At 55.5% G+C, this 24,357-nt stretch carries 26 protein-coding genes; 24 read left to right on the forward strand and 2 right to left on the reverse strand.

Features of this window, described 5'->3' with window-relative positions:
* Positions 1-1,890: 1,890 nt before the first annotated feature.
* The 7 genes from V7066_RS26935 (at position 1,891) to V7066_RS26965 (ending at position 5,313) form a co-directional block, all read left to right on the forward strand.
* The gene (locus V7066_RS26935) at positions 1,891-2,226 is read left to right on the forward strand and encodes a hypothetical protein (RefSeq protein ID WP_334186002.1); all 336 of its coding nucleotides are present in this window, start codon (positions 1,891-1,893) and stop codon (positions 2,224-2,226) included.
* A 70-nt stretch (positions 2,227-2,296) separates the two neighbouring features.
* Complete coding sequence (locus tag V7066_RS26940) at positions 2,297-2,635, forward strand: hypothetical protein (protein ID WP_334186003.1); 339 nt, start codon at positions 2,297-2,299, stop codon at positions 2,633-2,635.
* 217 nt (positions 2,636-2,852) lie between these two features.
* The gene (locus V7066_RS26945; protein ID WP_334186004.1) at positions 2,853-3,191 is read left to right on the forward strand and encodes a hypothetical protein; all 339 of its coding nucleotides are present in this window, start codon (positions 2,853-2,855) and stop codon (positions 3,189-3,191) included.
* A gap of 684 nt (positions 3,192-3,875) precedes the next feature.
* On the forward strand, positions 3,876-4,175 hold the full coding sequence (locus tag V7066_RS26950) for a hypothetical protein (RefSeq protein ID WP_334186005.1): 300 nt from the start codon (positions 3,876-3,878) through the stop codon (positions 4,173-4,175).
* Positions 4,176-4,283: 108 nt separating this feature from the next.
* Entirely contained in the window at positions 4,284-4,529 is a 246-nt protein-coding gene (locus V7066_RS26955) for a hypothetical protein (protein ID WP_334186006.1), read from the forward strand.
* A 46-nt stretch (positions 4,530-4,575) separates the two neighbouring features.
* Positions 4,576-4,902, forward strand: a complete 327-nt coding sequence (locus V7066_RS26960) for a hypothetical protein (protein ID WP_334186007.1) — start codon at positions 4,576-4,578, stop codon at positions 4,900-4,902.
* A gap of 75 nt (positions 4,903-4,977) precedes the next feature.
* On the forward strand, positions 4,978-5,313 hold the full coding sequence (locus V7066_RS26965; protein WP_334186008.1) for a hypothetical protein: 336 nt from the start codon (positions 4,978-4,980) through the stop codon (positions 5,311-5,313).
* 28 nt (positions 5,314-5,341) lie between these two features.
* Here the strand turns inward: V7066_RS26965 and V7066_RS26970 are convergent, their stop codons facing one another.
* Positions 5,342-5,701: a TrbC/VirB2 family protein gene (locus V7066_RS26970; protein WP_334186009.1), complete on the reverse strand. Its 360-nt coding sequence runs from the start codon at positions 5,699-5,701 to the stop codon at positions 5,342-5,344.
* A gap of 227 nt (positions 5,702-5,928) precedes the next feature.
* Here V7066_RS26970 and V7066_RS26975 point away from each other — a divergent pair, with 227 nt between their 5' ends.
* The 17 genes from V7066_RS26975 (at position 5,929) to V7066_RS27055 (ending at position 22,958) form a co-directional block, all read left to right on the forward strand.
* Positions 5,929-6,366, forward strand: coding sequence for a hypothetical protein (locus V7066_RS26975; protein ID WP_334186010.1), 438 nt, complete (start codon positions 5,929-5,931; stop codon positions 6,364-6,366).
* A gap of 119 nt (positions 6,367-6,485) precedes the next feature.
* Entirely contained in the window at positions 6,486-6,827 is a 342-nt protein-coding gene (locus tag V7066_RS26980; RefSeq protein ID WP_334186011.1) for a hypothetical protein, read from the forward strand.
* A 235-nt stretch (positions 6,828-7,062) separates the two neighbouring features.
* Positions 7,063-7,344, forward strand: a complete 282-nt coding sequence (locus V7066_RS26985) for a TrbC/VirB2 family protein (protein WP_334186025.1) — start codon at positions 7,063-7,065, stop codon at positions 7,342-7,344.
* 9 nt (positions 7,345-7,353) lie between these two features.
* On the forward strand, positions 7,354-7,641 hold the full coding sequence (locus V7066_RS26990) for a type IV secretion system protein VirB3 (RefSeq protein ID WP_334186012.1): 288 nt from the start codon (positions 7,354-7,356) through the stop codon (positions 7,639-7,641).
* Positions 7,620-9,992: a VirB4 family type IV secretion/conjugal transfer ATPase gene (locus V7066_RS26995; RefSeq protein ID WP_334186026.1), complete on the forward strand. Its 2,373-nt coding sequence runs from the start codon at positions 7,620-7,622 to the stop codon at positions 9,990-9,992. The genes V7066_RS26990 and V7066_RS26995 overlap by 22 nt, the downstream gene beginning before the upstream one ends.
* A gap of 617 nt (positions 9,993-10,609) precedes the next feature.
* Positions 10,610-11,200 carry a hypothetical protein gene (locus tag V7066_RS27000; protein WP_334186013.1) on the forward strand — a complete coding sequence of 197 codons (591 nt, stop codon included), beginning with the start codon at positions 10,610-10,612 and terminating at the stop codon, positions 11,198-11,200.
* Positions 11,201-11,335: 135 nt separating this feature from the next.
* On the forward strand, positions 11,336-12,496 hold the full coding sequence (locus V7066_RS27005) for a type IV secretion system protein (RefSeq protein WP_334186014.1): 1,161 nt from the start codon (positions 11,336-11,338) through the stop codon (positions 12,494-12,496).
* Positions 12,496-13,329 carry a virB8 family protein gene (locus tag V7066_RS27010; protein WP_334186015.1) on the forward strand — a complete coding sequence of 278 codons (834 nt, stop codon included), beginning with the start codon at positions 12,496-12,498 and terminating at the stop codon, positions 13,327-13,329. Before V7066_RS27005 ends, V7066_RS27010 begins: the two co-directional genes overlap by 1 nt.
* Positions 13,326-14,015, forward strand: a complete 690-nt coding sequence (locus V7066_RS27015; RefSeq protein ID WP_334186016.1) for a TrbG/VirB9 family P-type conjugative transfer protein — start codon at positions 13,326-13,328, stop codon at positions 14,013-14,015. Before V7066_RS27010 ends, V7066_RS27015 begins: the two co-directional genes overlap by 4 nt.
* Positions 14,008-15,096: a TrbI/VirB10 family protein gene (locus tag V7066_RS27020; protein WP_334186017.1), complete on the forward strand. Its 1,089-nt coding sequence runs from the start codon at positions 14,008-14,010 to the stop codon at positions 15,094-15,096. The genes V7066_RS27015 and V7066_RS27020 overlap by 8 nt, the downstream gene beginning before the upstream one ends.
* Positions 15,093-16,073, forward strand: a complete 981-nt coding sequence (virB11, locus tag V7066_RS27025; protein WP_334186018.1) for a P-type DNA transfer ATPase VirB11 — start codon at positions 15,093-15,095, stop codon at positions 16,071-16,073. The genes V7066_RS27020 and virB11 overlap by 4 nt, the downstream gene beginning before the upstream one ends.
* 171 nt (positions 16,074-16,244) lie before the next feature.
* Complete coding sequence (locus V7066_RS27030; RefSeq protein ID WP_334186019.1) at positions 16,245-16,469, forward strand: hypothetical protein; 225 nt, start codon at positions 16,245-16,247, stop codon at positions 16,467-16,469.
* Positions 16,470-16,618: 149 nt separating this feature from the next.
* Positions 16,619-16,888, forward strand: coding sequence for a hypothetical protein (locus V7066_RS27035; protein ID WP_334186020.1), 270 nt, complete (start codon positions 16,619-16,621; stop codon positions 16,886-16,888).
* A 154-nt stretch (positions 16,889-17,042) separates the two neighbouring features.
* Positions 17,043-17,360, forward strand: a complete 318-nt coding sequence (locus V7066_RS27040; RefSeq protein ID WP_334186021.1) for a hypothetical protein — start codon at positions 17,043-17,045, stop codon at positions 17,358-17,360.
* A gap of 197 nt (positions 17,361-17,557) precedes the next feature.
* Positions 17,558-17,854: a hypothetical protein gene (locus V7066_RS27045; protein ID WP_334186022.1), complete on the forward strand. Its 297-nt coding sequence runs from the start codon at positions 17,558-17,560 to the stop codon at positions 17,852-17,854.
* Positions 17,855-17,862: 8 nt separating this feature from the next.
* Positions 17,863-18,234, forward strand: coding sequence for a hypothetical protein (locus tag V7066_RS27050; protein ID WP_442947386.1), 372 nt, complete (start codon positions 17,863-17,865; stop codon positions 18,232-18,234).
* 272 nt (positions 18,235-18,506) lie between these two features.
* A complete protein-coding gene (locus V7066_RS27055; RefSeq protein WP_334186023.1) occupies positions 18,507-22,958 on the forward strand; it encodes an RHS repeat domain-containing protein in 4,452 nt (1,483 codons plus the stop codon).
* 880 nt (positions 22,959-23,838) lie between these two features.
* On the opposite strand, the gene V7066_RS27060 is transcribed toward V7066_RS27055, so the two are convergent.
* Positions 23,839-24,357 (reverse strand): DDE-type integrase/transposase/recombinase (locus V7066_RS27060; RefSeq protein ID WP_334186024.1); only part of this gene is annotated, 519 nt, incomplete at its 5' end.

A 24,357-nucleotide genomic window follows, 5' to 3' on the forward strand; every position in this document is an offset into this window, starting at 1 on the left:
GGCGTATCGCTATCGAAGCTATTGTAAAGTCACGACGGACTATGCAAGGGGAGGGGATGGGAGCGTTCAGCTTCTGACTGATGATGTGAAATCGATTGCTGTATAGGCGTGCTATCTGGGTGGGTGCATCGTTTTTTTCGCCATCGTAAATTGCGGAGGATTTGCATGTCGGGGTCGGGGGCATTATGAACATCGGTAGGGTCTTTGATCGGTGCACGCGTCGTAATCTATTTTTGCCGCTGATCGCACTCGCATCTGCCGGAGCGCCCGGCATGGCTCACGCTGGCGGGTACACTGCGCTATCGCCGATAGTGGACTATAATCCGCGGGAGTACGGTGTAGACCTTTGGATACCGCAGGCAGATAATCCCGCGGGTTGTACGCAGCCTAGCCTCTTTCGTTTGAGGTTGGATGCGGCAAACTATCAGGTTCTTGCAGCGTTCCTGCTGACGCAGTTTTCCCAGGCTAAAGCGATCAGGGTGTACACCAACTCGTGTGATTGGGACGGGGCGTCAATCGTAGTGGCTGCGAAGCCCACCTAACCGCGGTCCTAACACATGGGCAAAGTTTGGCAATGGGGAGGCCCCTTGGCGGCCATGGTGTCGGTTTATGGCGGTTCGGCTGCGCCGGTGGCCGCAGCGGATGTCCAGCTCACCGGCAAAGTAGTAGAAACTCAGGGTCACGTTCAGCCACGATGCCGAATGCTGGGGCTTCGCGTTGATGGCGCTGGAGCTATTCACTGGTTTCGGCTTCCAGATAACGGGAACGACAATTCTATCCTCGCAGTGGCCATGTCCGCGCAAGTGACTGGTTCGGACGTAGTGGTGAGTTACGATCCGGCAATCGGCTCAGGATGCGGCACGGAGCCAATCTTGAACTATATCGCCATGCGGACTTGGAAGTGACGTCCACGGCTAGATGTGGGGCGATGGCGATCTCGAGGTGCACTCAGGGGTAGCTGTCCTGCCCTATGATGAGCCAGCTCTGCGGCCTGCCCCTAACTCCGGCAATCGCGGGGTTTGGATTAAAATGCTGCAACATCTGTCTGCCGCTTTAATCGGCGCTAGAGACTCATCATGAATTTTCCGCACGTCTTTTGCGCCACCGCGTTGCTCCTCTGTCCATTCCCTGCCTCAGCAGGGGAGCAGTCTGGTGGCCAGGTCGAGCAACTCATCCCATCTGCGAATAGCTTCACGTTCTTGGCGAGTGGGGCGAGGAGCGGCGTGCCTGCCTGTGCGGGCGGGACGGCGAACTTCTGGACCGTCGATACCACGACACCACAAGGGCAGGCGATAGCAGCGACGGTGCTGACGAGCTTCGCAAGCGGAAAGCGGATTAAAATCCATGGTACAGGCGCTTGCCCACCCTCACAATCTGACGTGGAGCAAGTGTTCTACGTCGTGGTCGAGAAGTGAGGCGGTAAGCCCATGACGGGATATCGATGGCGACCGCGGTGCAGACCAAATGCCGAAGTCCGGCAATCAAAACATCGATTGTTCAGTCGGTTGGCTACACTTGGTCTAGCGTTGATACCCTGCCACGCTAGTGCTTCGTCGGCTTCTGCCGGAAAAATCTATCAGATCTCCGTTGAGCAAGGAAAGGCGTTCTTCCACACGACCGGAGATAGAAATACGTTCCCGGCTTGCGGCGGGCAATTGCCGACCCGCTGGGCCTTAAATGCAGCCGCGCCCGGCGGTCAGGCGATTGCTATCATTCCTGCTTACGCTTTTTGCCAGCGGGAAGCCGGTCATCCTTGTCGGCACCGGAGTTTGCACCGATTGGGGCGACACCGAGACAGTTCGCTATATCATGGATAGTTCGACACCTTGATCAGTGCCCGTCATCCAATGACTATTCGATGACCCTGATCCTTTCTCAAAGGGACACATTATGCTTCGTCTAATTAGGGCCGCCTGTGCGGGATACGCTACGGCGCTCTTGGCAATTGCATCTTCCAATCCGGCGGTGGCCGGTGAGCAGGCGGGCGTAATCACGATACTGAGCGCGCCGAATAAGGGTGGTCCAGTGGCGGTGGTTCTCAATGGGGCGAGGACCAACAAGCCGGCATGTGCAACCGACGGCGCGTGGACCTTCCAGGATGCAAACCTGTTCGCGATGCTGCTCTCGGCCTATTTCAATGCAAAACCGGTGTCGATAACGGGTACTGGTGCTTGTACAGCTGAATTCCCGAACCGCGAAGAAGTGAACTACATCAATTTGCCATAGTAAGGGCTACGATGTTGTTCCGAGCGAGCGAATGGATCGCTCAGATTACAAAGTTTCAACGAGAGATATCATGAAAATAGTTAGGTTTGCATTTGCAGCGTTAGCGCTTCTATCTATCCAAGCACCAGCAGAGGCGCAGACTTACACAACCCACTCAGGGCACATTAACAGGGTCTTTGCTTCCCTGCCAATGAATTTCGGCTTTCGCGTGTTCTTTAGTGAGGGCATGGGAGATTGCGCCGATGGCTTTGCCTTCGTGGAGACGGACTTCGGCAACTACCAGGCCTATGTTTCGACCCTCTTGAGTGCCCATGCCCAGCGTAAGCGCGTGGAACTTGTAACCGATAAAGTGGACCACCTCGGCAAGCAATATTGCCGCATCGTAGAGTTCAGCATCAATGACGACTAGGATTTAGCGGGGGCCTTAGAGGCCCTGAAGCGCCGTGGCTTTTGGGGCGCCGCTACTGCTATGTTGGTCATCGCCGTCCTTTGCATCCTCGGCGAAAAGCAGAGTGGTGACGACCCGCTCCTAGATCTGAGTTGAGATTACGGCTTTCAAATTTAGAATGAATCGCAATTTCCAGAAGTGGAATAAGAGCTTTAGATGCGGTTCTTTAGGGGGGTAAATGATGAAGTTTTTTCGATGGATTTTGACTTGTGTTGCGATGTTTGCCTCTGGGGCGGTTCTTGCGGATGGTTCAACCGGAAGCATTCAAATAAAAACGATTGTTGTGGAGCCAAGCGGAACTTGGCTTGAAGTTGCAAATGTCGTAAATCCCGATAGCTGCGGATCAACTCAGCGGTTAAAATTAGTCGAGGCTGCAGGCGTCACAGATCGGATGTATGCAGCCGCGCTCGCCTCGAAATCTGCACGTACGCCTGTGAGCCTTTGGCTCAGCGGATGCACAAATACGCCTTGGGGATACACTGCGCCGATTGTCTACTCAATCACGATACTTGATTGACCGGAATGGGCGCGAAGCTCTGAATAGGACTGTGTGCCGCACAACCCGGATGGTTTTCCGCGAACATCTTATGACGATCGGATCGAGCACCCCCCCCCTCGATAGCATAGTGCCCAGTTATCACAGCGCTTCGGCACTAACACGATCGTCAGCCATGGCGCCGCCATTTTCTAAGTGACAGAGTGCCAAGACATAGAGAGGCTTGTCATTCGCCTCGCGCCAATTAAAGCATTGGATGCTTGAGGCTTCAGCCTTAGATCGCCGGGGGGCATATGAATTTTCGTTCTCACCTCACACTCGTAGCAACGGCTGCAAGTGCCATTCTGATTTCCAGCACTGCGCGGGCTCAGGTCAGCGTCTCGGGCGCTGTTTCCAACCTCATGCATTTCGAAGGCCATACCGGGATCCTGGTAAGGTTGGACAGAAATATGAAGGATCCGCAAGGGTGTGGTCGAACTGATTGGTACATAATCCCTGATTCCAGTCCCCACGCCCAGTTCGTGCAGTCCATGCTTTTGACCGCGCAGGAAACCAGGCGTGTAGTTTACCTCACGATAAACGGATGCCTGCAAGGATTTCCGGTTGTCTGGTCGGCAGAGAAGATCGCGCCGTAAGCTGGGCGCATCTTTCAGCTTATGTCTCGAGATTGCGCTCGCCGGGGATAGATTTGTGAATCGAGTGAGAATGATGCTCGCAGCTTCAGCTGCTGCCTGCGTGATCGCGCCAACAGTCGCTCAGGCGATCACCGACGTGAATTTGCGGATCAAGAATGTGGGCGTCCAGGAAAACACTGGATACGTTCGCTTTGAAACGCCAACGTCTGCAACTTGTGCGTATGGGGTGGTGTATTTCGATCTCAGCACGGATGGAGGGCGATCGATCCTTGCGAGCGTGATGTCCGCACATCTCGCGGGCAAATCCCTCTCGCGCATTGATTACGCGTTGGTTGGAGGTAACTGTAACGCATCGCTGGTCGAATTTTAGCCGTGAGCACTTCTTTGGGGGCAACGTGTGCGAAGATTAGCGATTCCACTGGCATCTCTGGCAGCCATGTCGACATGGGCCCGCGCAACCGACGTAGGGCCAGATATCGTGACGGACCTCTACATCCAGAACGGCGTCATGATGTTTTCGGTCGAGGGTGGCGCTTCGGCAACCTGGTCCGCCTGCGCGGTAACCAAGCGTTATGCGACGGAGATCACCTCTGCTGCTATGCAGGCTTACTACACCACAGTCATCAGCGCCAAGAGGGCTGGCAAGCCAATCAAAGTCTACGGCAGCGGAGCCTCCACGTACTGGACCGGTTCTGAAGCTGTGAAGTATATTCATGTACCGTAACGCCGCAGGATATGGATCAGGTTCTCGGTAGGCTAGGAGTAGGATTGTGAAAGCTAGAACTGCCGTTAAAATGGTCGCTACGGCTGCGGCTCTTTGGGCCTCTATCGGGACCGCGTTTTCCGAACAGTATGAAGCGGTGCCGACCAACTGGCGCGTTGAGAATTACGTTTCCAGCCATTCTGTAAAGCTCTGGTTTACCGGAGCGCCGGGATGCAATAATGGCGCAATCGAAGGCGCTTCGCTGTCGCAAGATGACTTTGGCAGGCTTTGGTCGCTCATCCTGAGCGCCAAGGCCATGAACAAGAAAGTGGGCTTGTTTTACAATGCGAGCGGCGGAGTTTGCACAATCAACAGCTTCTACATCGATCAGTAAGCAACACGATTCTCTCAAAGGCACCTTTTTCTTAAAAGTGCCATTAATGCTGAATGAAATGCGGGAATTAACTAAATGACCTTTGGTTCGAGAGGTTTTGCTGCGGCGTTATTTCTCATGTCGTTCGCTGCTTCAGAGATGGCCCAGGCCGAGGAAGTTTTTGACGTCGTGGCCGTGCCGACCGCTTGGCGCCTGGAGAACTATGTCGACGGACATAAGGTGATGCTCTGGTTTACTGGTGCTCCACAATGCACTAACGGTAATCTGAGCGGTTCCGGGATGAGCCAGGATGACTACAATCGTCTTTGGTCGCTGATTCTGACGGCCAAGGCAAATAGCAAGCCCGTTAGTATTCGATACACGGTGACGAATGGCACCTGCAATATCGTCAGCTTTTTAACTGACAATTGAGCTGGCCAAAGTCCAGATCGCCAAAAAATTACATCGGTACGGAAGCGCCGGCATAGGGGTCGTTATTTTGCTGGGAGGGCGGCGCCACGAAGCCTGGCGGTGCGGTGTAAACTTCCGCGCGTGTCGCAGGTCGGGCAGGGGCTTCGCTGCCAAGAAAGCTTCTTGCGATCGTGGGGGCGCCAAACAGGATAAAACAGCCGAGAACGATGCGGGCAGCACTGCGCCCAGATATTCTGCCTTGAACCATTGAAAAGCCGGTCAATGCCACTGCGATGATGGCTATGCTCGTCCCGATCGATCCCGTCATAAGCTGGGCTATCCAGCTTGTTGCTTCGGCGAGGTTACTGCTGCCGGCAGGCATCAACAATTGTCCTTCGGGGCTGATCATTGAATCATTGAGCCTATCCCAAGCGGCATTGCAAGTTGTCTGATTATGGTGCTTGCCTCGGCATGGCACCTGCATATGCCTCGAGGACAATTACCGGGAAGATTTCTCGGGCCCATTTTTTGCCCTCGGCGGGCGTGCCCGAGGGGTGAAGCGAAGGCTTTTAGGGCGTGATCGGGCAGAGACCCGTGATGCTTCTCTTGCAACGGATTGTTCTCAGGATCGCTCGCGTGAGCATCATCAGGAGTACTCATGTGAAGGAATATAAATCTACAATGCCCCACATGACCAGCAAGCGGTCATGGCGCCAACTCGCTCTCATCCTATCCGCTGCTTGTGCTTTTGCTGGTGGACCAGTCCAAGCTGCTGCCTGCCGCGGGGTGGTAACGAAAGTGATTGTGGCTCCAGAGGGGGATTTTTACGCGGATTTCGGATATGGCAGATTGAGAATCTGCCATATTGATGGAAACGTCACCGTCAATCGAGGAAGTTCTCAGGGCGGCGAGGCGACAATCACGGCAGCGCGGTGTCAGGCGCTTTATGCCGGTTTTCTGTCTGCAAAGTACAGCTCGCAGTCGATCACCATCTATGTCGATCAGGCCGACTGTGTGTTCGTGGATGGCGCCTACCCGAACCCTTATCCCTATCAGATACACTTCGCGCAATGACGAGGCTGTGTAGACTGATACAATTCAAGACCTTAGCGATCTCTCAGTCTGATCCTCAGGGCACGGCTTGAAGATCTGTTGCGCGCGATGAACATATTTTAATGGCTTTAGGAATTTTCATGTCATTGCTGAAATCTGCGGCGCTCGGGGTTTCCCTCTTTTCGACAGCACCGGCTTGGGCGGCTTGCGCAACCAACGCATGTGATGATGTTGCGCTCCAGCGAATATATGTAAACACGAACGGGCGCACATATATCAAGATCGATGCGGATATCTCGCATTTGAATTGTACTCCGGCAGAGGGACAAATCTTGTCGCTACTTCGCTCGGACACAAACTCCGACAATATTTATGCCATGTTGCTGACGCTTCAAAGCAGTCGCCAACGACTGAGCCGAATTCGCATCGTCGAGGGAGCCAACGGTTGTAACGTGGCCTACGTCTGGCAAGATCAAAAGTAGCGCTTCGTGGGCACTCTCCCGGAGGCTGGCCAGCTTTCGATCTTATGAACTTCGCGTGGCTCTGTCACTGATGTCGCGGCTTTGCGCCATTACCCGAGCTCTGTTGCTTGAGATTGCTGTGCAAGATCGACATGTTTGGATGGCGTCCGGTGCTTGATCGTGCCATCTCGGAAGAGATGCGAACTTGCCTGTTCGCAGCAAGGGGGATGTTTTGTTGAAGAATCGTTTTGCCGGTGTGCTTGCAAGCCTCGCCATTGCCATGCCGGCTTATGCGCAATCGATGGGTGATCCCGAAGGTTCCGGCGTGCTCGTCGGCGCGGTGAGTTGGCTGCAGGGCACCTTGCTGGGAACGGTGGCTACGACCGTCGCCGTTATCGCGATCGCAGCAGTGGGCTTCATGATGCTCACCGGCCGCATCAATTGGCGGCACGGTGCGGTCGTCATCATCGGCTGTTTCATCCTGTTCGGCGCAGCCAGCATTGTTGCCGGCATTCGCGCAGCGGCGACCGGCATCTAGCGCGATCCGATGAGCGCTCAGTTACAAAGGGATACCGTGTTCACGGCGTTGACGCGGCCGCAGATGTTTGCAGGCGTTACCTATACCTGGTTCGTCGCAAACGGAATTCTCGCGGCCGAGCTGTTCCTGATCTTCAAGTCGTTCTGGGTGGTCCTAATCGCGCTAATCGTTCATCTGGTCGGCGGGGTGCTGAGCTTGCGTGAGCCGCGCTTCCTGGACTTGTGGATCGTCAAGGTCAGCCGTTGCCCGCGCGTCAAGAACTATGGTCTGTGGCAATGCAATTCCTACCGTCCCTGACGAGCGACCCCAAAGTCGTTGCTAGAGAGAAAGCGGCTGGCGACCACCTGCCTTATGCTCGGCACGTCGACGATGTCACTCTCGAGACGCGCGACGGTTTGCTCATGCAGACCATCCGCCTTGGGGGGCTGCTCTTCGAAACAGCCGACACGGACGAGCTCAACTATCGCTCCGATTTGCGCGAGGCGATGCTTCGCACGGTTGGCAACTCGCAGTTTGCCATCTACCACCACGTCGTGCGGCGCAAGGCCGAGGCAGGCCTTGATGCGCCGTTCCCGGACGCGTTTTCGCAGCGCCTCGACCAGCGTTGGCGTGAACGCCTCGGTTCGCGCCAGATGTACGTGAACGAACTCTTCGTCACGATCATCCGCCGTCCGATGCAAGGGCGCCTGGGGTTTGCCGACCGGGTGCGAAGCTGGATATCGCGGTCGGCAGCCGACCGGGAAGCTGCATTCGGTGCCGAGAAGCGTGCACTCGATGCCGCCACGGAAGCTTTGGTGGCCGGGCTTGGCAGTTATGACCCGCGGGTGCTTTCCGTCTACAAGACTGAGCATGGCTATCGGTCCGAACCTCTCGAGTTCCTGAGCCACCTCTATAACGCAGATATGCGTCCTGCCGTTCTTCCCGAAGGCGATCTGGGGCAGCATCTGCCCTATCGCCGTGTCAGTTTCGGGCAGGAGGCCTTTGAACTCGGTGCCTCGGGGCATCTGCCGCGCACGTTCGGTGCGATCATCTCCGTCAAGGATTATCCGGCTCAGACTCTACCGGGCATGTTCGACGAACTCTACCGCATGCCGTTCGAAATGGTGGTCAGCCAGTCTTTCGCATTTGTGGAACGCGGGGCCGCGCTGAACCGGATGAATCTGGCGCTGCGACGCATGCGTTCGGCCGAAGACGAAGCGCTTTCGCTTCGGGATGAGCTTTCTCGCGCCAAGGACGATGTCGCGGCAGGGCGCGCTGCATTTGGCGAGCACCATGCGACGATAACCGTCCATGCGGAAAGCCTGGAACTTCTCAACGCCCAAGTGGCCGAAGTTACGGCTGTGCTCGCCGACCTCGGCATTGTCGGCGTGCGCGAGGATATTGCGCTTGAGCCGGCATTCTGGGCGCAATTCCCTGCCAACTTCAAGTATATCGGGCGGCGGGCGATGGTCTCGAGCCGCAATTTCGCTGGCCTTGCCAGCCTGCACAATTTTCCGGTGGGGCAGGCGCGCGGCAACCATTGGGGGGAAGCGGTAACGCTGCTCGAGACCACGGCGGCAGGCCCCTACTTTTTCAACTTCCATCACAACGACCTTGGCAACTTCACCGTCATTGGTCCGTCGGGCTCGGGCAAGACCGTGGTGCTCAACTTCCTGCTCGCCCAGGCGCGCAAGTTTGCGCCGCGCATCGTGTTCTTCGACAAGGACCGGGGGGCGGAACTCTTCATCCGCGCGATCGGCGGTCAGTACGATCGTCTCCGCCCCGGTACCGCTTCCGGGCTCAATCCGCTGCAACTCGAGGATACGCCGGCAAACCGCCAGTTCCTGATGGAGTGGCTAGGTCTGCTGGCCGGCGGACTTGATGCGAACGAGGCTGAGATCGTCAGCGACGCGATCGACGCGAACTTCGGCCAACTGCGATCGCAGCGACGGCTCCGGTATATAGTCGAGTTGTTCCGCGGCCATGCCCGCCCCCATGCCGCCGATCTTTACTCGCGGATGCGTCCCTGGTGGGGAGAGGGCGAGCGGGCCTGGCTCTTCGATAACGAGGAAGACCTGACGGACCTGGCGGCCGAGACCGTCGGGTTCGATATGACGGCCATCCTCGATGATCCGGCAGCGCGGACGCCGGCACTTCTCTATTTCTTCCACCGCGTGGAAGAGCGTCTGGATGGCACGCCGGCGATCATCGTCGTGGACGAGGGCTGGAAAGCGCTCGACGACGAGGTCTTCGTGCGCCGGATCAAGGATTGGGAAAAGACCATCCGTAAGCGCAACGGCATCGTGGGCTTTGCGACGCAAAGCGCGCAGGATGCCCTCGATAGCAAGATCGCCAGCGCCATCATCGAGCAGGCGGCCACTCAGATATTCATGATCAATCCCAAGGCCCGCCCGGAGGATTACATCGATGGGTTTGGGCTCACGCACCATGAATACGAACTCGTGCGCAGTCTGCCCGACAGCTCGCATTGCTTCCTTATCAAGCACGGGCAGGACAGCGTTGTCGCGCGGCTCAACCTTTCTGGCGAGAAGGAAATCCTGACGATCCTTTCCGGACGAGAAAGTACTGTCAGGATTTTCGACGAATTGCTGGAGACGACCGGCGAAGATCCGGACGCCTGGATCGCACCGCTTTTGGAGCGCGTCTGATGCGAGGTGCGGATAGCAGCTTTGACGGTAATGTTGTCAGCCGCAGTAAATCGGGCTGTGTGGAAGCTTGTGTCGAGAGAATGATATTCGACCGGCGTCGGTACTGCTTAAGCCGTTTCACTGTTCGGCTACAGCCGCGGGTTTGACGAAAGAATGGGGGGATTTATGAATTTGCGTGGGAAGTCGGGCTGGTTCCGGCGCATTTCGGCGCTTGCCGCGCTGGGCGCAGCGGTGGCCGCTTCGCCGGTATATGCCGGGTCATCGGAATTAAGTTCTATCACAGGCGTTTTACCGCATCACGGCGGGTTCTTTTTTGACGCTTTAGGCACACGTAATAACGCTCCGGCTTGCGCAATAATCACGAAGCGATGGGTTATTAACACAGGCACTTCGCAAGGACAGGCGATGGTCGCCGCTCTTCTTTCAGCGTACATGGCTCACAAGAGAATCGCAATTACAGGCACTGGCGACTGCGGGGTTTGGGCCGACACTGAAACTGTCGGATACTTCGTGATTGAGGATTAAGTCGCGCCTTGTCGATTAATAGTGCAAGCACGCAAAAAGATGGATCGGCAAGATACCAACTGATGCGTGAGATTTATGGAAGGCAGGCAGGAATGCGCAAGGTGCTGATGACGCTCGTAGCCGGCTGCATCGCATTACAGGGCGAGGCAGGGCACTGCGAGATCACCAGCTATGCCTATGACGCACTCGGCCGCCTCGTCGTAGTGGTCGGGGATCGGGGGGAAACGGCGACCCGTAGCGCCGTGTACTGGTACGACTCTGCCAGTAATCGCTCCCGGGTCCTGTCTGCGAACTCAAGCACGGAGTTCGTGCCCGTCTTCCGGTACGTCAATCCGGGAGCGAAGCACTTCTACACGCACAGGCTGATGGAAGGTATCCGGGCGGGATTAAGCCCCGAGGGCTGGGCCTTTACCCTGTATCGTCAGCCGGGGATAGATCTGGCTCAGGTCTATCGCTGCTATGTGCCAAGCACGGACGACCAATTCATGTCACGGCAAAGCAATTGCGAGGGGCAGACGGTTGAGGGAACCCTCGGATACGTGCGTGTAACAGCCGCTTCCGGGCTGAACCCGCTCTACCGGTTATTCAAAGCCTCGATATCGGATCACCTGATCACGATTAACTACGATGAGGCGGTGAACGCCGGTTATGCTTATGAAAGCGTGGTCGGCTATGTGCCTTGAGATCGCGTCCAGCGTCATCCTGCCCTCGGCTGCGGCACCTTTGCCATCTTTGCGTCCGATCGGGGTTGTACGTCGTGGCATCGTTGTCCGTTATCATTTGGCTGCGGAACGTGCAGCAGCCCCGGAGCAGCACTGATGGCATGTGCTGCCGTTCATACCGGTGATGCCTTTCTCGCCGGGGCATTGGCTCATATCGACTGCCAGGCCCAGGCGATCGGTGCCTATGGCTTTAGCGCGCTGGCCAGCCCTGGCTCGCCGGTGTCCATCGCGGCAACGAGCCTGCTGACCATCTTCATCGCGTTGTTCGGGATCCGGGTGATGCTGGGCCATCCGATGGACCGGCGCGACATCATCGGTGATGTTCTGAAGCTCGGTATCATGCTGACGTTGGCGACAAGCTGGCCCGCTTGGCGGATCGTGGGATACGACCTGGTGATCCAGGGGCCGGCGCAGATTGCGCGGGCCATCGGCCTGGGTGCTGGACTTCCCGGGAGCGGGGGTGACCTCGCTGCACGCCTCCAGAACATCGACAGAGGCCTGGCGGCGTTCAACACGATCGGCAGCGGCCGATTGGGCGTTGCCCAAGGCGATTGGTTCCAGCTCGGCTTTGCAAGAAGCGCGTTTCTGACAGGGACGCTCGGCCCCCTTGCGCTCGTGCGCCTCACCACGGGCTTTCTGCTGGCGGTGACGCCGCTGATGGCAGGTCTGCTGCTTTTCGGCGTGACCCGCGGTGTCTTCGAGGGTTGGGGCAGGGCCCTTGTCACTGTCTTCCTCGCCTCGATCATGCTCACAGTCGTCTACGGCGTCGAACTCGCAATGCTGGAGCCCTGGCTGCTCGATGCCTTGCAGCGCCGGGCTACGGAGCAGCAGACCCTAGATGCGCCGGTTGAGATCCTCGTCGCCACGCTCAGCTTTGCGGTTGTGGCGCTGCTCTCCATCTTCGTCGTTGCCCGTCTCGCGTTCCATGCTTCGTTCTCGTTCACGGCTGTGTTTCATGGACGATCCGAACACGCCGAAGCACGTGAAGGGCGGTCTTCGGCAAGTCCTGCCCCGCACCATGCGGAGCCTTCGCGTGGCATGGTCGTAGCGCAGTCAGTATCGGACAATCTGCGGCGCGAAGAACGCCTCGCCAATATCTCCCGCACTGAAGGGCGCCGGGCAGACCGCGGTGACGGTGCTCCGGCGACCCTGGCGGCACAAACCGCAACGCAATCGAATAACGAAGCGCTGGGGGGCACCTGGCGCAGGCAATCCCGGCGTCCTTCGGCTGCCGCACGCCGCAGGGACCAGACGTGATGAACGACATGAGCGACGAAGATCTCAAGCGCTATTACAAGCAGGCTGAAACCTGGTCAGCCGATCGTAATCGGTCTCTCAGCGGCTCCAGGCGTATCGCCTGGATCATTGCTGGAGCCGCGACCGGAGTTGCGGTCCTCGAGGCGGTTGCCCTGGCAGCGCTCGTGCCGCTGAAGACCGTGGTGCCCTATACGCTGCTGGTGGATCGTCAGACCGGCAACGTTCAGGCTCTCAAGCCGCTCGAACAGCAGAACATCACGCCCGACGATGCACTGGTCCGCTCGTTCCTCGCGCAGTATGTGAATGCGCGCGAGAGCTTCGACATCAATTCGCTGAAAGACGATTACCGCAAGATTGCCTTGTGGTCGGCAGAAGAGGCGAGGGACCGTTATCTTGCATCGATGCAGGCCAGCAATCCGCTGAGCCCGCTTGCCATGCTTCCCCGCCAGTCTATCGTCGAGACGGAAGTGCGCAGTATTTCCTCGCTTGGGCCGGATACCGTGCTGGTCCGCTTTGCGACGTACCGGACCGATCCCGGCGGGCAGCGCCAGGACGCGCAGAACTGGGCGACAGTGATGAAGTATCGCTTCTCGACCGCCTCGATGAGCGCGGCGGATCGCCTCCTTAATCCGCTCGGCTTCCAGGTCTTGCGCTATCGCCGCGATGCCGAGATGTTTGCGCCGCCCCCCGCCGCCTCGCCAGGACCGGCCTCTTCTTCTGCGCCTTTTGGGGGGCAGGGCGCGGGACCTCCTGCTGCCGCCGGAGCGCTTCCCGTTCAAGCGCCGCCGGCGCGCGCGCGGGCGCCAATGCCTAACGGCGTATCGCATCCATGAAGCGTCTCTTCCTGGGCCTGGTCTTGTTCGCCGGCACTGCCTCGGCGCAGCAGGCAAACAATGGTGATCCGCGCATCTCGTTCCTGTCCACGCAGGCCGGTGGGCTGATGCATTTGCAGACCTCTTCGGAGGTGACGCAGACGCTGCTGTTTGCGCAAGGCGAGCGGATCATGTCCGTCATCCTGAGCGATCCCTCGGCCTACTTCGTAAATGTCGCGGGCAGCGGAGACAGCCTGACGGTCAAAGCAGCGAACACCTATTCGATTGCGGTCATGAGCGTACGGACCAATACCCGTGCTTACGAGTTCGAACTGGCTGCCGGTGGCTCGCCAAATGTTCCGGCGGTCGTGCGCTTGGTCAGCAGGATACCCGGCAGCGCACCGGTGCGGCGACCGCTGCCTCAGGAGATTGCCCGGAGCGGGGTGACTTATCGCCTGTCCGGCAGCAAGGCGCTGAGGCCGGTGTCGATCACCGACGATGGCAACAAGACTTACATCGAATGGGACAAGGACCAGGCGCTGCCCGCAACCTTCGGGCTCGGTCCGACCGGCGAGGAGCAGATGGTGGAGGGCTACATGCGGGACGGCGTATTCACGATCGACCGGGTCTACGAAACGCTGATCTTCCGGATCGACAAGGAAGATACCAGGGCGCTGCGGCAGGTGCGGAGTAAGGACAATGGCTGAGATGTCGACGCGCGCAGACGCGGTGCAGGACATCCGCCCGAAAGTGGCAAAGGCAACCAGCGGGAAGGCCACCTTGGTCTTTGCCGCCATTCTGCTGGCGGCGGCGGGCGGTCTATTTTACGCGCTGCAGATGCGGCGGATGGATCTTACCAATCCTTCGCTGGTAACCCCGCAGGCAGCAGGGCCTACGACCATCTCCTCACCTCCGGATCTGGTGATCCCGCCGATGCCCAACTACCCTCAACCAACGCCGGGGCAGGCGGGCTATGCGATGTTCGAAGGTGCGCCTGCCTATGGCGTAACGGGCATGCCGCCGCCGCGCGCCGCGCCGGCAGTCCAAGGCTACCAGTCCGAACCCTATGGGCGTTCGGGTGGAGGGATGCCTGCGGCTGCAGTGCCAATGACCCCGCCCCCCGCTGCTCCCCCCGCCGGGGCCGGCTTTGCTTACCAGGCATCCGGGCAGGGGCCGCCAACCCAGCCCGAGAATGGGGCGGCGGAGAAAACCAAGGACACCCGGGTTCTGGCAAGCCGACTGGAGAACCAGGGGATGACGGTACCCCAGGGCAGCGTCATTCAGGCGGTGATGGAGACCGCGCTGGACTCCACGCGGGCAGGCTTTGCCCGCGCGATCGTATCGCGCGATGTCATGAGTTTTGATGGGGCCAGGGTCCTGATCCCGAAAGGCAGCCGTCTGTTCGGTGAGTACCAGGCCGACGTCAATCTCGGGCAGAAGCGCGCGCTCATCCAGTGGAAGCGCCTGACCCGGCCGGACGGTACGATCATCGCGCTCGATTCCCCGGCAGCGGACCCGCTGGGACGCGCCGGCGTCAGGGGTAAGGTTAACACGCATTTCCTCGAACGCTTCGGCGGCACGATCCTCCAGTCGGTCCTCGATCTCGGTGTTCGTGCGGCAACGTCCGAGGCGACCAACAACACTGTCATCATCGGCGCGCCGTCGGCGGCGACGCAAGGCTCGCTTGTGCAGCAGCAGGGTGAAATCAAACCCACCCTCAAGGTTCGTCAGGGCGCCAGTATCGCGGTGTTCGTGGCGCGGGATCTCGACTTTTCTTCGGTGGAATGATCGTGAGCGCGGCTTCCGACATCTACCTGGACAGTTTCCTGGCGCCGCTTGCGCCGTTCCTGGCGCGCGCCGATGTGACGGACATCTACGTCAACCGGCCGGGTGAAGTCTGGATTGAAGCGCTTGGTGGTATCCATGAACGCGCAGAAGTACCTGCGCTGACCGTTCAGGTTCTCTCGCGATTGGCGCGACAGGTTGCTGCCATGAACGCGCAGGGTATCAGTAGGCAGCATCCGCTTCTATCGGGCGCACTGCCGGATGGCTCCCGTATCCAGATCGTATTGCCGCCTGCTACCCGCGGCCATCCGGCACTTGCGATCCGTCGGCATGTCTCGGCAGGTATGACGCTGCAGGATTATGCGACCAGCGCAGTCTTTGCGCTCGAGGGCAGCCAAACGGCGCAAACCGTCGGCACAGGGCCGAGCGATTCCGATCTTGATCCGACCGAGAGGCTTCGCCGCGCCGTGGTCGCGCGGCGCAATATCCTTATCTCCGGCGGCACCTCGAGCGGCAAGACGACCTTTCTCAATGCCCTGCTTCGCGAGGTGCCGGAGCAGGAACGGCTGATCCTGATCGAAGATACCGCCGAACTACAGATGACGCACCTTAACGCTGTCGGGCTTCTCGCGGTTCGAGGATCGCTGGGCGAGGCCGAAGTCAGCGCCGAAGATCTGCTCATCGCCTCGCTACGTATGCGGCCCGACCGCATTATCCTGGGCGAGATGCGCGGGCGCGAAGCTCTGACTTTCCTGCGGGCCGTCAACACCGGGCATCCCGGTTCGATCAGCACGATCCACGCGGATTCGCCGGAGCGGGCGATCGACCAGTTGGCGCTGCTCGTTCTGCAGGCGGGGGCGACAATGGGCTGGGAGGATGTGCGCCGTTACATCCTGCGCTCCGTCGACATCATCGTGCAGTTGGAGCGGCGCAATGGCCGGCGCTGCATTGTCGATCTGCATGAGGTCGCTCAGAACTGAGCGGACTGCGGGCTTTGCAAAATCCACTGGGGGTATCTGGCAATGTTCAAATGTTCTTCGATTAAAATTCTTTCACTCGCACTTGCTGGTGTCGCCGCTCTAGGGTCTTCGCAGGCATGGGCCTACGATTGGGGTGTGGAGGCACGGGTGGTAGCGATAGAATCCACATATATGCCTACGCAGGTATTGTTTTCGATCGATGCAGCGGGGTCATCCTGCACAGTGGGGACTTTGCTCAAGTGGACACCGAAAGGCTCGACGGCCGACGAGAAGATCGCCAACGCTCAGGCTATTTTCTCCACCTTGCTCACGGCGCAGGCCTCGGGGCGGAAGGTTCGGGTCTATGGTAACAATAGCGGCTGCACGGTCGATTACCTCCATATCCTGAATCAATGACCCTGAACCATAGCCACCCCGTTGGACGGCGACGCAGTAATCATCCCGGCTTGTTGAGGTCGATCGCCCGACGCTGGCTCGCCCGCTCGCGGCGACCTTGTGGAGGTGGTTCCGGGGTCAGGCTTCTGGCCGTCCTCGCGGCATCTTGCTTGCAGGTAGTCAGCGAGTCTGCCTTTGCTTTCATGGAATGTCGCGGGAACATCGAAAGAATTTGGGCCGGCGATAACGCCACCTGGATCTTTCTGAAAGGGAGTGGGTCGGCCGTCGTGCCGCTCGCTTTTCCTAACAGGGAAGCCGTTGTCGCCCTGGCGATGACGGCACTTGTCAATTCCAGGGGAGTCATCGTTCGCTATGAAGCCGACGATGTAGATTGCGGCACCTGGGCGAGGAATGATTTTGCCGGGATGTATATGCTGTAGTTGCCCCCGCCCCTGCTTTTTTTGAGGCCAGCCCGCGACGACAACGCAAAGCTGGGAATTCGCGCGATATGGAAATTATGTTTTCTCGTTAGCAGTTTAAGATTATCAAGCTTGAATGCGCCATGGCAGGGGAAGCCATGGTCGAGGGGTGTGCATGAATTTGAAACGAAAGATCGCGTCTGTTGGCGCTTTGGTTTGTGCTGCGCTCGCAGTAGCGCCAGCACACGCCTATACGCAGTGCGAAGGTACGATGGATCGCATTTGGGCCGGCGATGGCGGGCATCTCTGGCTTCACCTCAAGGAAGGCGGTGCCGCGATCGTAAAGCCAGACGACCCCAACAAGGAAACTGTCGTAGCAATGTCGATGACGGCACTCGTGAGTTCCAGGCGCGTCATCATTAGGTACCAAGCAGATAACGCTGATTGCCTTGTATATGGGCGCTGGGACTTTATCGGGATGTATCTCCTTTGATGAGCGTAGAAACGCCCAGATGTCGCACCTCGCGTTTACGAAGTCTCGGTGCGATGCTGCGTAGGGCGCTTGCATTCGGCATCGGGCTTGGAAACGAAAATGGCCACGCTTCAGCATTTCGGTCGCTTGTGCGGCAGCGCGGTGACTTGTGGCGCACTCCGCGAGCCATGTGGAGCTTCGCAGTGGCTGTCGGTAGTATGACTTCGCTCACGACTTCCGCGAGTGCTGAAGAGCGGTGGACGCGCGCCCTGAAAATTCCAGAGGTTCTGGTAGTCGATACTAACACGACTGCGATCATTGCCGATGTCGACAATCCTGCTGCCTGCTCTGTTCCGAGCTTTCTCCGCATAGCCAAAACGGAATCAAACTACGAGAGCATCACGGCGGCCATTCTGTCGGCGCAGGCTCTGGGACGGACCGTGCGGTTTTTCGCGGCTGCTTGTTACCCCGACGGCTCGGTACACATCACTGGTCTGTGGATACAGCAGCAATGACAGGCAGGGTGAAATCCATGTTTGCGAACAAAATTTTGAACTTTGGATCGGGGGCAACAATGCGTCGGAAAGTACTTAAGGGAGCTGCCGGTCTGCTGGCTATGGGTATGCCAATGACAGCAGCCAATGCGGATTCGACAGTTGAATACACGTACGATGCGTTGGGTCGCCTTGTTGAGGTGAAGCACAAGGGCGGCGTCAATGATCAGGTTACCTCTAATTACGCGTATGACAAAGCGGGTAACCGTACCAACGTGAATGTCAGTAACTCGCCGAATGGGAATGATAACGGTTCTGGTGATGGTGCGAGCGTCGATACCAAGAAGCGCTTCGTCGTTGTTCCTTCCGGAAGCGGATTTGCCCTGATTTTTTTAAATTGATTGCGAATCTAACCACCTTCCAAGTTGGACCATCTTTGTTTAGACGATACTCAAGCACCAAGATAACTCATTTATGGCAAAATGACTGGGAAAACGCCATTCTACTAGAATGAAACCATCCCCTGCCAAGCGACTCTCGACTTGAAGAAAGCACGGGTAAGAAAACTCAATACCTGAGAGTGTAAGCACAATCGAGATCAAAATCTCTTGGAAAATCTGATTGACAGAAAAGTAGAAAGTTTCTGAAACCAATGCGGCACAGGAATTATTTGATGCTAGACGATTACTCTAAGCTGGTTCGGATTCATGCGCGTGCAGGGGTCGGATTAAGTAGTCTCGCTATAGGCATACTTTTAATACCGCAGGCAAATGCTCAATCGTCTGCAGTCGCAGCTCCGCAGACAATATCGCCATTACTTGAGGCGACCGACGCAAACGGCGTTAACATCAAAACTGGCCGAACGAAAACCATACTGCCGAAGCTAACAGTACCAGCTTCACCTCGCCTTTCTTTAGAGCGGCCCACTGACTTTTTGGCGTATATATCTGCAGAGATCATCCTGACGGCTACGCACGAGCTTCAGCAAGCTTCATTCTCCGTAAATCTCGGATCCGCCGGAGCTGAGTCATTCACGTGTGAGGATTTTGAGTGCAAAGGTGACAGAGGATCTTCAGGGCAATTGCTATATTCTAATAGTATTCCCGGAAAGACCTTAACGGCGCGATATGTTCAAGCAGGGACTGGCGCCGCATATACGTTCGATCTTGTAAGTCTATATAGTTACCGTAGCGCGACATCGACCTCAAACGGAAAAATTAGTGCTCTAACATATGCCTCTCAGATCGAATATCCGGAAGGTGAGAGGCTTGAGCTGAGTTATGATACGCTCGACATTGGCGGCCAGGTTCTTTATCGGCCAAATCGCGTGAAGAGTAACTCTGGGTACGGTTTGAAGCTAGATTATGTAGAAAGCGGGACTTACAATAATAATTGGAACCTTCTTTCTGAAGCAGGTATATACTCTAACGCAAATGATTCGATTAAGTTAAAGCGCATCAAGTACGAATACGTCGGATCGATAGCCAATATAACGGAATACGGCTCAGGATCTGATGGTAGAAAATATTCTATTGCAAACTGCGCCTGCGCGTTAGCCGGTGGAATGGAGATATCTGAAGGGTCGACTACTCTTCCGTCGGAGACATCTCCATCTGTCGAAGTGTCAAAGAAGCCCGGATATCAGCTAGTCTCAGCAATCAAGCTTGACGGTAATGAATACAAATACGAGTATTCTGATTTAACATCTGCCACAGGTCAGGTGAATGGCTATTTATATAGCTCATTGAAGATCACAAATCCCGATCTTACGAGCAAAACGTACAAATTTCGTAACATTCTCGGCTTCGGAAATACGATATATAACAAACAAATTACTTCAGTGACCGACGAAAACGGGCAAGTAACTGATTATACGTATTATGGTAATACAGCAAAGCCGTTTAAGGTAAAAACTCCAAACGGTGTTTCTATGGAAATAATCTACGACACAAAAGGAAATATTATCGAAAAGCGTGTACATGCTAAGCCGGGATCAAGTTTAAGCGATGTAGTTGAGAGCGCAGATTTCGAAGTGTCAACGTGCGGGTCCGCTAGGCATATGGTCGATTGCTATCGCCCCAAGTCCTATGCTGATGCAAATGGAAATGTCACCAATTACACCTATAATGACAGGGGGCAAGTTCGAGTTAAAATAGAACCTAGTGATTGGCGGGGGACGCGCCGGAAGACCACAATCGATTATGCTATCAGTCCCGGGGGTATTTCGCGCCCTAGCGGGATCACCATTTGCTCAATAAATACCTCTGACAACTCTTTCAATACGTGTGGATCTGCAAAAGAACTTCACACCGATTATCAGTATGTCGGCGAAACTCTGCTTCCCAGCAGAGAAGATAAGTGGAATCTAATCACCGGCGAGAAGATTTCTATAAATTACTCGTATGACGCAGTTGGGAATCTAACTGCTATTGACCGTTCTGCTGATGGCCAAGCGGATGCGACTTATAAGCGCTATGACGACTTTGGCCGATTAAAGTGGGACATTGAGGCGCTCAACGTGAGTGGGCGTCGGCAAGCCAAACGTTACACTTATCGCAACGCTGATGATAAGGTTGAGAAGGTTGAGTCCGGTAGTATACCCGAAATCTCTAGTGACTCTCTTGATTTGCTATCTACAACACTGACTTTCTACGATGCTACGCGGAATCCGCGGCGGACCGAAGTCATACTATCCGGCAAGAAAGTCTCAGCTATCGATCGTTCTTTCGACAGCATGCGTCGATTGAAATGCGAGGCTGTTCGAATGGATCCGAGTTTAACAGATGTTAATGCATGTTCAATTAGTGATGTAAATGCACCTATTAAGGATCGTATAACCCAGAATGTGTACAACTCGTCGGGTGGCCTAGTCCAAATCCGAAAGGCTGTCGGCACTCCAGAAGAGCAAGCGTATGTGACTTACGGAGCTTTGAGCGCTGCTTCACAATCAATAGTTCCAGGATTCACGAGCAGTGGGAAGCCGGAGTATGTTATTGACGCTAACGGCAATCGCGCGAAGTTCCTATACGATGGTTTCGACCGCGTTGCTTCGCTTTTTTATCCGTCCCTAGGCCGTGTCGAAAACTTCAACTCATCTTCGCCAGCTTCAGTTCTTGCTACAAGTGGGACTGAAAACTCATCGGACTTTGAGGCGTATGGGTATGACGGTAATGGCAATAAGACGTCTTATCGTAAACGGAATGGTGACGTCGTATGCACTCGATACGACGGTATGAATCGTGTGAACGAGAAGTACTTTGAGGTTTCCAGCGGTCCTAACTCTTGCGCCGCTTCTCCCCATGGAAAAGATGCGGTTTATTTTGAATATAGTGTTTTGGGTCTCCAGTCGGCTGCGCGGCTGGGAAGTAGGACCGGGGATGGAGTTATTACAGAATATGATTCATACGGTCGTGTGAATTCTGTAGAATCTATTGCCAATTCCTGGTCTTTAAAATCGAAATATGAATACGATAAGAACGACAATTTGGTAAAGTTTGTCTGGCCAGATGGTAAATCGATTCGACGAGAATTCGATGCATCAGGACGTGAATTGCGGTTGTTTAATGAATTAAATGAAGAGATTCGGGAATTGTCATATGACGTTTTCGGTCGAGTAAATTCCATTTCCTCCCCTTCGGCAAGTTTTAGGCAAACGTTTTCTCATGATGGTGATGGACGCTTAAGTGCATTCGCAATACAAACGAATTCGGCCTCTACGAGCTCAACCCACGCCTTCATTCGGAACGGCGCTGGGCAAGTCGTGCGTGAATCTATAAGTAACGGCTCATATATTTGGAACGAAAATAGAAATATTGACCGGACTTATAAAGTAAATGGTCTAAATCAATATACTTGGTCGGGTAATGTTCATCTCTGTTACGATAATAACGGTAATTTGAGTGGTCAATTTAAGGACGGACGCGGAACTGTCTATACATATGATGCGCACAATAGGCTTATTAGGTTTGGTACTCCAAGGGTAACAGATTGTTCGAGCGGTGCCATGGAGGATCCGGCCGCGATAGCTTACACTTTGACTTATGATGCCGTTGGGCGATTGCAAGAAATTCGATCGGCTTCCTCTGCCGTAGCAACTCGCTTTGTTTACGATGGGAATTCATTAATCGCTGAATATGACGGCAATGGAAATCTAACGAAACGCTACATTCCACTGGTGAGCAAAGAAAAAAGCGGCGCGCAGATAGAATTTCTGGGTGATAAAATGTCCCCTTCATCTGCTTTCTACCTCGCAAGTGATGCTCGTGGCTCCGTAGTTGCGATTAGCGATGCGGTAGGCAATGTACCCACGATCAACACATACAACGAGTATGGAATTCCGGGTGGCAACAATCGAGGGCGGTTCCAATTTACCGGCCAGATGTGGCTGCCCGAATTGGGAATGTATTACTACAATTCGCGAATTTATTCTCCAACCCTTGGGCGATTTTTGCAAGTAGATCCAATGGGAACGCATGACCAAATGAATGTATATGCATACGCAGGTAACGACCCTATAAACAACTTAGATCCTACGGGGCTCTATAACTGTTTTGGTACGCATATACAGTGCGAGGCACTTCACGCGTTCAGGGCAAACCTTCACCGGGCCGCCATTCAGTCATCTACTGGAACGCGTATCCAGGATGCGCGCCTGAAGGCTGTCGACGCAATGTTAGGCAAAGACGATGGTGAGGGAGTGAACATTACATTCGAAGACGAGGGTGATGGACCTACATTGGGAACTTATGACTTGGGATCTGACACGATCAATCTCGACCTTAGGAAGATCTACACCAAGGGTGTGGAGGTTGCGGGCAAGCTCGGGCTTTCGGCGGCTCAAGGGCGCGGGCTGGTAGGTGGAGCTGTGCTTGCTCATGAAGGTAATCATCGGATGATGCCTATTACTGCTAAAGGCAATTTGGTTGAAACTGCTGAGAGTCAGATGATAGGTGAAGTTGATGCATATGCAGTTCAAATGAGCTATTATTGGGCTTTCAATTATCTGAGGGCTATGGATACGCTAGATCTTTACAGTGCAGCGAGGAATAGTTGTTATGGAACAGCTAGATCGTATCCTGGGCTGGTTGAGCAAAGGCAGTACCTTGATGGGTGCGACAAGCATTAATTCTTTGATGTGGTTGAGGTTTTAATTTCTGCTTCCTAAGCATGTGGAGAGGGGGGGTAATTCCTCCTCTCTATATAAAACGATGGTTGATATCAGGTCTACATTCTCTATTATACCGAAGTTATATTTCGATTTGAACCGTCAAGGTTTTTCCTTCGCCTTCACAATGCCCTGTTGGGTATCAAGACGAGGCCGGAAGCCAGCACTGGATCTGCATTGCCGCTGAATGGGGAGGGTTTAGAGTGAAAGCTGTAATGGCTCTAATCGCGATAGCCGCTGCGGCGTTTCTTGCTCTTTCAAATGTTTGTAGCGATTGCAACAATAGTGAGAAAGCCTTATTTAACGCTATTGATCAGGCGACAGTTACGAATGTCTTGTCTAAGGCGCGTTTAATATCGGCTTTCAAACTACGTTACAGATGCCGTGGCCATAATTGCATAATTAAACCGGGAAGAATTGGGGATACCGAATATTCTGCCGGCCGACTGCAGCTTCGTAATTCCGGAGTGATGTTCGTATTGCAAAGCTTTTCTGGTGAATGTATAAGGCGCCAGCGGGTCGAGCAGCATTTCCATACGCTTCCGCCTGTACAAATGTGTGATCACAAAGCCTGCCTTTACATTAATGGGCATCGAAAATGGGGGATTATGAGCTTCAAGTTGGACTCATTAAATGCCGAATGTATAACGTCTATAGTGTTGAACGGCTCTGCTTCGTAATATTATTGTATATGTTGGAGAGGTGGCCCAGTTAGGCTGAACAGCATTTGGCCACGGATAAGTGGGTCGTCTGCGGGTTGTCGTTTTCATATGCCGGCGGTGGGTGTCATGGAAGAAGGGCGTAGCCCGACTGGAATGGGGCCCACCGCCGGCGGCCAAAGTCATGCTGCCATTGTCGTGGGCAGATTGTCAAAATAGGTTTGGTCGGGCGTTCTGGCGGCCAGGCTGGAATGTGGTCGCTTCTCATTGTAAAAGCGCAAATATCGGCCAATTCCCGCCCGCGCTTCGCTGACCGTGGCATAGGCCTTGAGATAGACTTCCTCATATTTCACCGACCGCCATAGGCGCTCGACCACGACATTGTCGCGCCAGGCGCCCCTGCCGTCCATGCTTATGGCGATCTTCTCGCGCAGCAGCACGCTGGTGAAGACCATGCTGGTAAATTGGCTACCCTGATCCGTGTTAAAAATTTCGCGCCTGCCGTAGCGGGCGATCGCTTCCTCCAGCGCCTCGACGCAGAAGTCAGCCTCCATCGTGATCGACACGCGGTGGCTCAGGACCTTGCGGCTGAACCAGTCGACAATGGCCACTAGATAGACGAAGCCTCTGGCCATGGGGATGTAGCTAGGGCGTAGACTCATTACAGGTCGCACCAGAGACGCGCGCAAATGAGCTTGATG

This window comes from Novosphingobium sp. (assembly GCF_036820275.1).
In the GTDB taxonomy this organism is placed as follows: Bacteria; Pseudomonadota; Alphaproteobacteria; order Sphingomonadales; family Sphingomonadaceae; genus Novosphingobium.

What these genes read in the sequence shown, in the direction of transcription:
- V7066_RS26935 (WP_334186002.1), top strand. Translation starts at nt 1,891, where the DNA reads ATGCTTCGTCTAATTAGGGCCGCCTGTGCGGGATACGCTACGGCGCTC.
- V7066_RS26940 (WP_334186003.1), top strand. Translation starts at nt 2,297, where the DNA reads ATGAAAATAGTTAGGTTTGCATTTGCAGCGTTAGCGCTTCTATCTATC.
- V7066_RS26945 (WP_334186004.1), top strand. Translation starts at nt 2,853, where the DNA reads ATGATGAAGTTTTTTCGATGGATTTTGACTTGTGTTGCGATGTTTGCC.
- V7066_RS26950 (WP_334186005.1), top strand. Translation starts at nt 3,876, where the DNA reads ATGATGCTCGCAGCTTCAGCTGCTGCCTGCGTGATCGCGCCAACAGTC.
- V7066_RS26965 (WP_334186008.1), top strand. Translation starts at nt 4,978, where the DNA reads ATGACCTTTGGTTCGAGAGGTTTTGCTGCGGCGTTATTTCTCATGTCG.
- V7066_RS26970 (WP_334186009.1), bottom strand. Translation starts at nt 5,701, where the DNA reads ATGATCAGCCCCGAAGGACAATTGTTGATGCCTGCCGGCAGCAGTAAC.
- V7066_RS26980 (WP_334186011.1), top strand. Translation starts at nt 6,486, where the DNA reads ATGTCATTGCTGAAATCTGCGGCGCTCGGGGTTTCCCTCTTTTCGACA.
- V7066_RS26990 (WP_334186012.1), top strand. Translation starts at nt 7,354, where the DNA reads ATGAGCGCTCAGTTACAAAGGGATACCGTGTTCACGGCGTTGACGCGG.
- V7066_RS26995 (WP_334186026.1), top strand. Translation starts at nt 7,620, where the DNA reads ATGCAATTCCTACCGTCCCTGACGAGCGACCCCAAAGTCGTTGCTAGA.
- V7066_RS27000 (WP_334186013.1), top strand. Translation starts at nt 10,610, where the DNA reads ATGCGCAAGGTGCTGATGACGCTCGTAGCCGGCTGCATCGCATTACAG.
- V7066_RS27005 (WP_334186014.1), top strand. Translation starts at nt 11,336, where the DNA reads ATGGCATGTGCTGCCGTTCATACCGGTGATGCCTTTCTCGCCGGGGCA.
- V7066_RS27010 (WP_334186015.1), top strand. Translation starts at nt 12,496, where the DNA reads ATGAACGACATGAGCGACGAAGATCTCAAGCGCTATTACAAGCAGGCT.
- V7066_RS27015 (WP_334186016.1), top strand. Translation starts at nt 13,326, where the DNA reads ATGAAGCGTCTCTTCCTGGGCCTGGTCTTGTTCGCCGGCACTGCCTCG.
- V7066_RS27020 (WP_334186017.1), top strand. Translation starts at nt 14,008, where the DNA reads ATGGCTGAGATGTCGACGCGCGCAGACGCGGTGCAGGACATCCGCCCG.
- virB11 (WP_334186018.1), top strand. Translation starts at nt 15,093, where the DNA reads ATGATCGTGAGCGCGGCTTCCGACATCTACCTGGACAGTTTCCTGGCG.
- V7066_RS27030 (WP_334186019.1), top strand. Translation starts at nt 16,245, where the DNA reads ATGCCTACGCAGGTATTGTTTTCGATCGATGCAGCGGGGTCATCCTGC.
- V7066_RS27040 (WP_334186021.1), top strand. Translation starts at nt 17,043, where the DNA reads ATGAATTTGAAACGAAAGATCGCGTCTGTTGGCGCTTTGGTTTGTGCT.
- V7066_RS27045 (WP_334186022.1), top strand. Translation starts at nt 17,558, where the DNA reads ATGACTTCGCTCACGACTTCCGCGAGTGCTGAAGAGCGGTGGACGCGC.
- V7066_RS27055 (WP_334186023.1), top strand. Translation starts at nt 18,507, where the DNA reads ATGCTAGACGATTACTCTAAGCTGGTTCGGATTCATGCGCGTGCAGGG.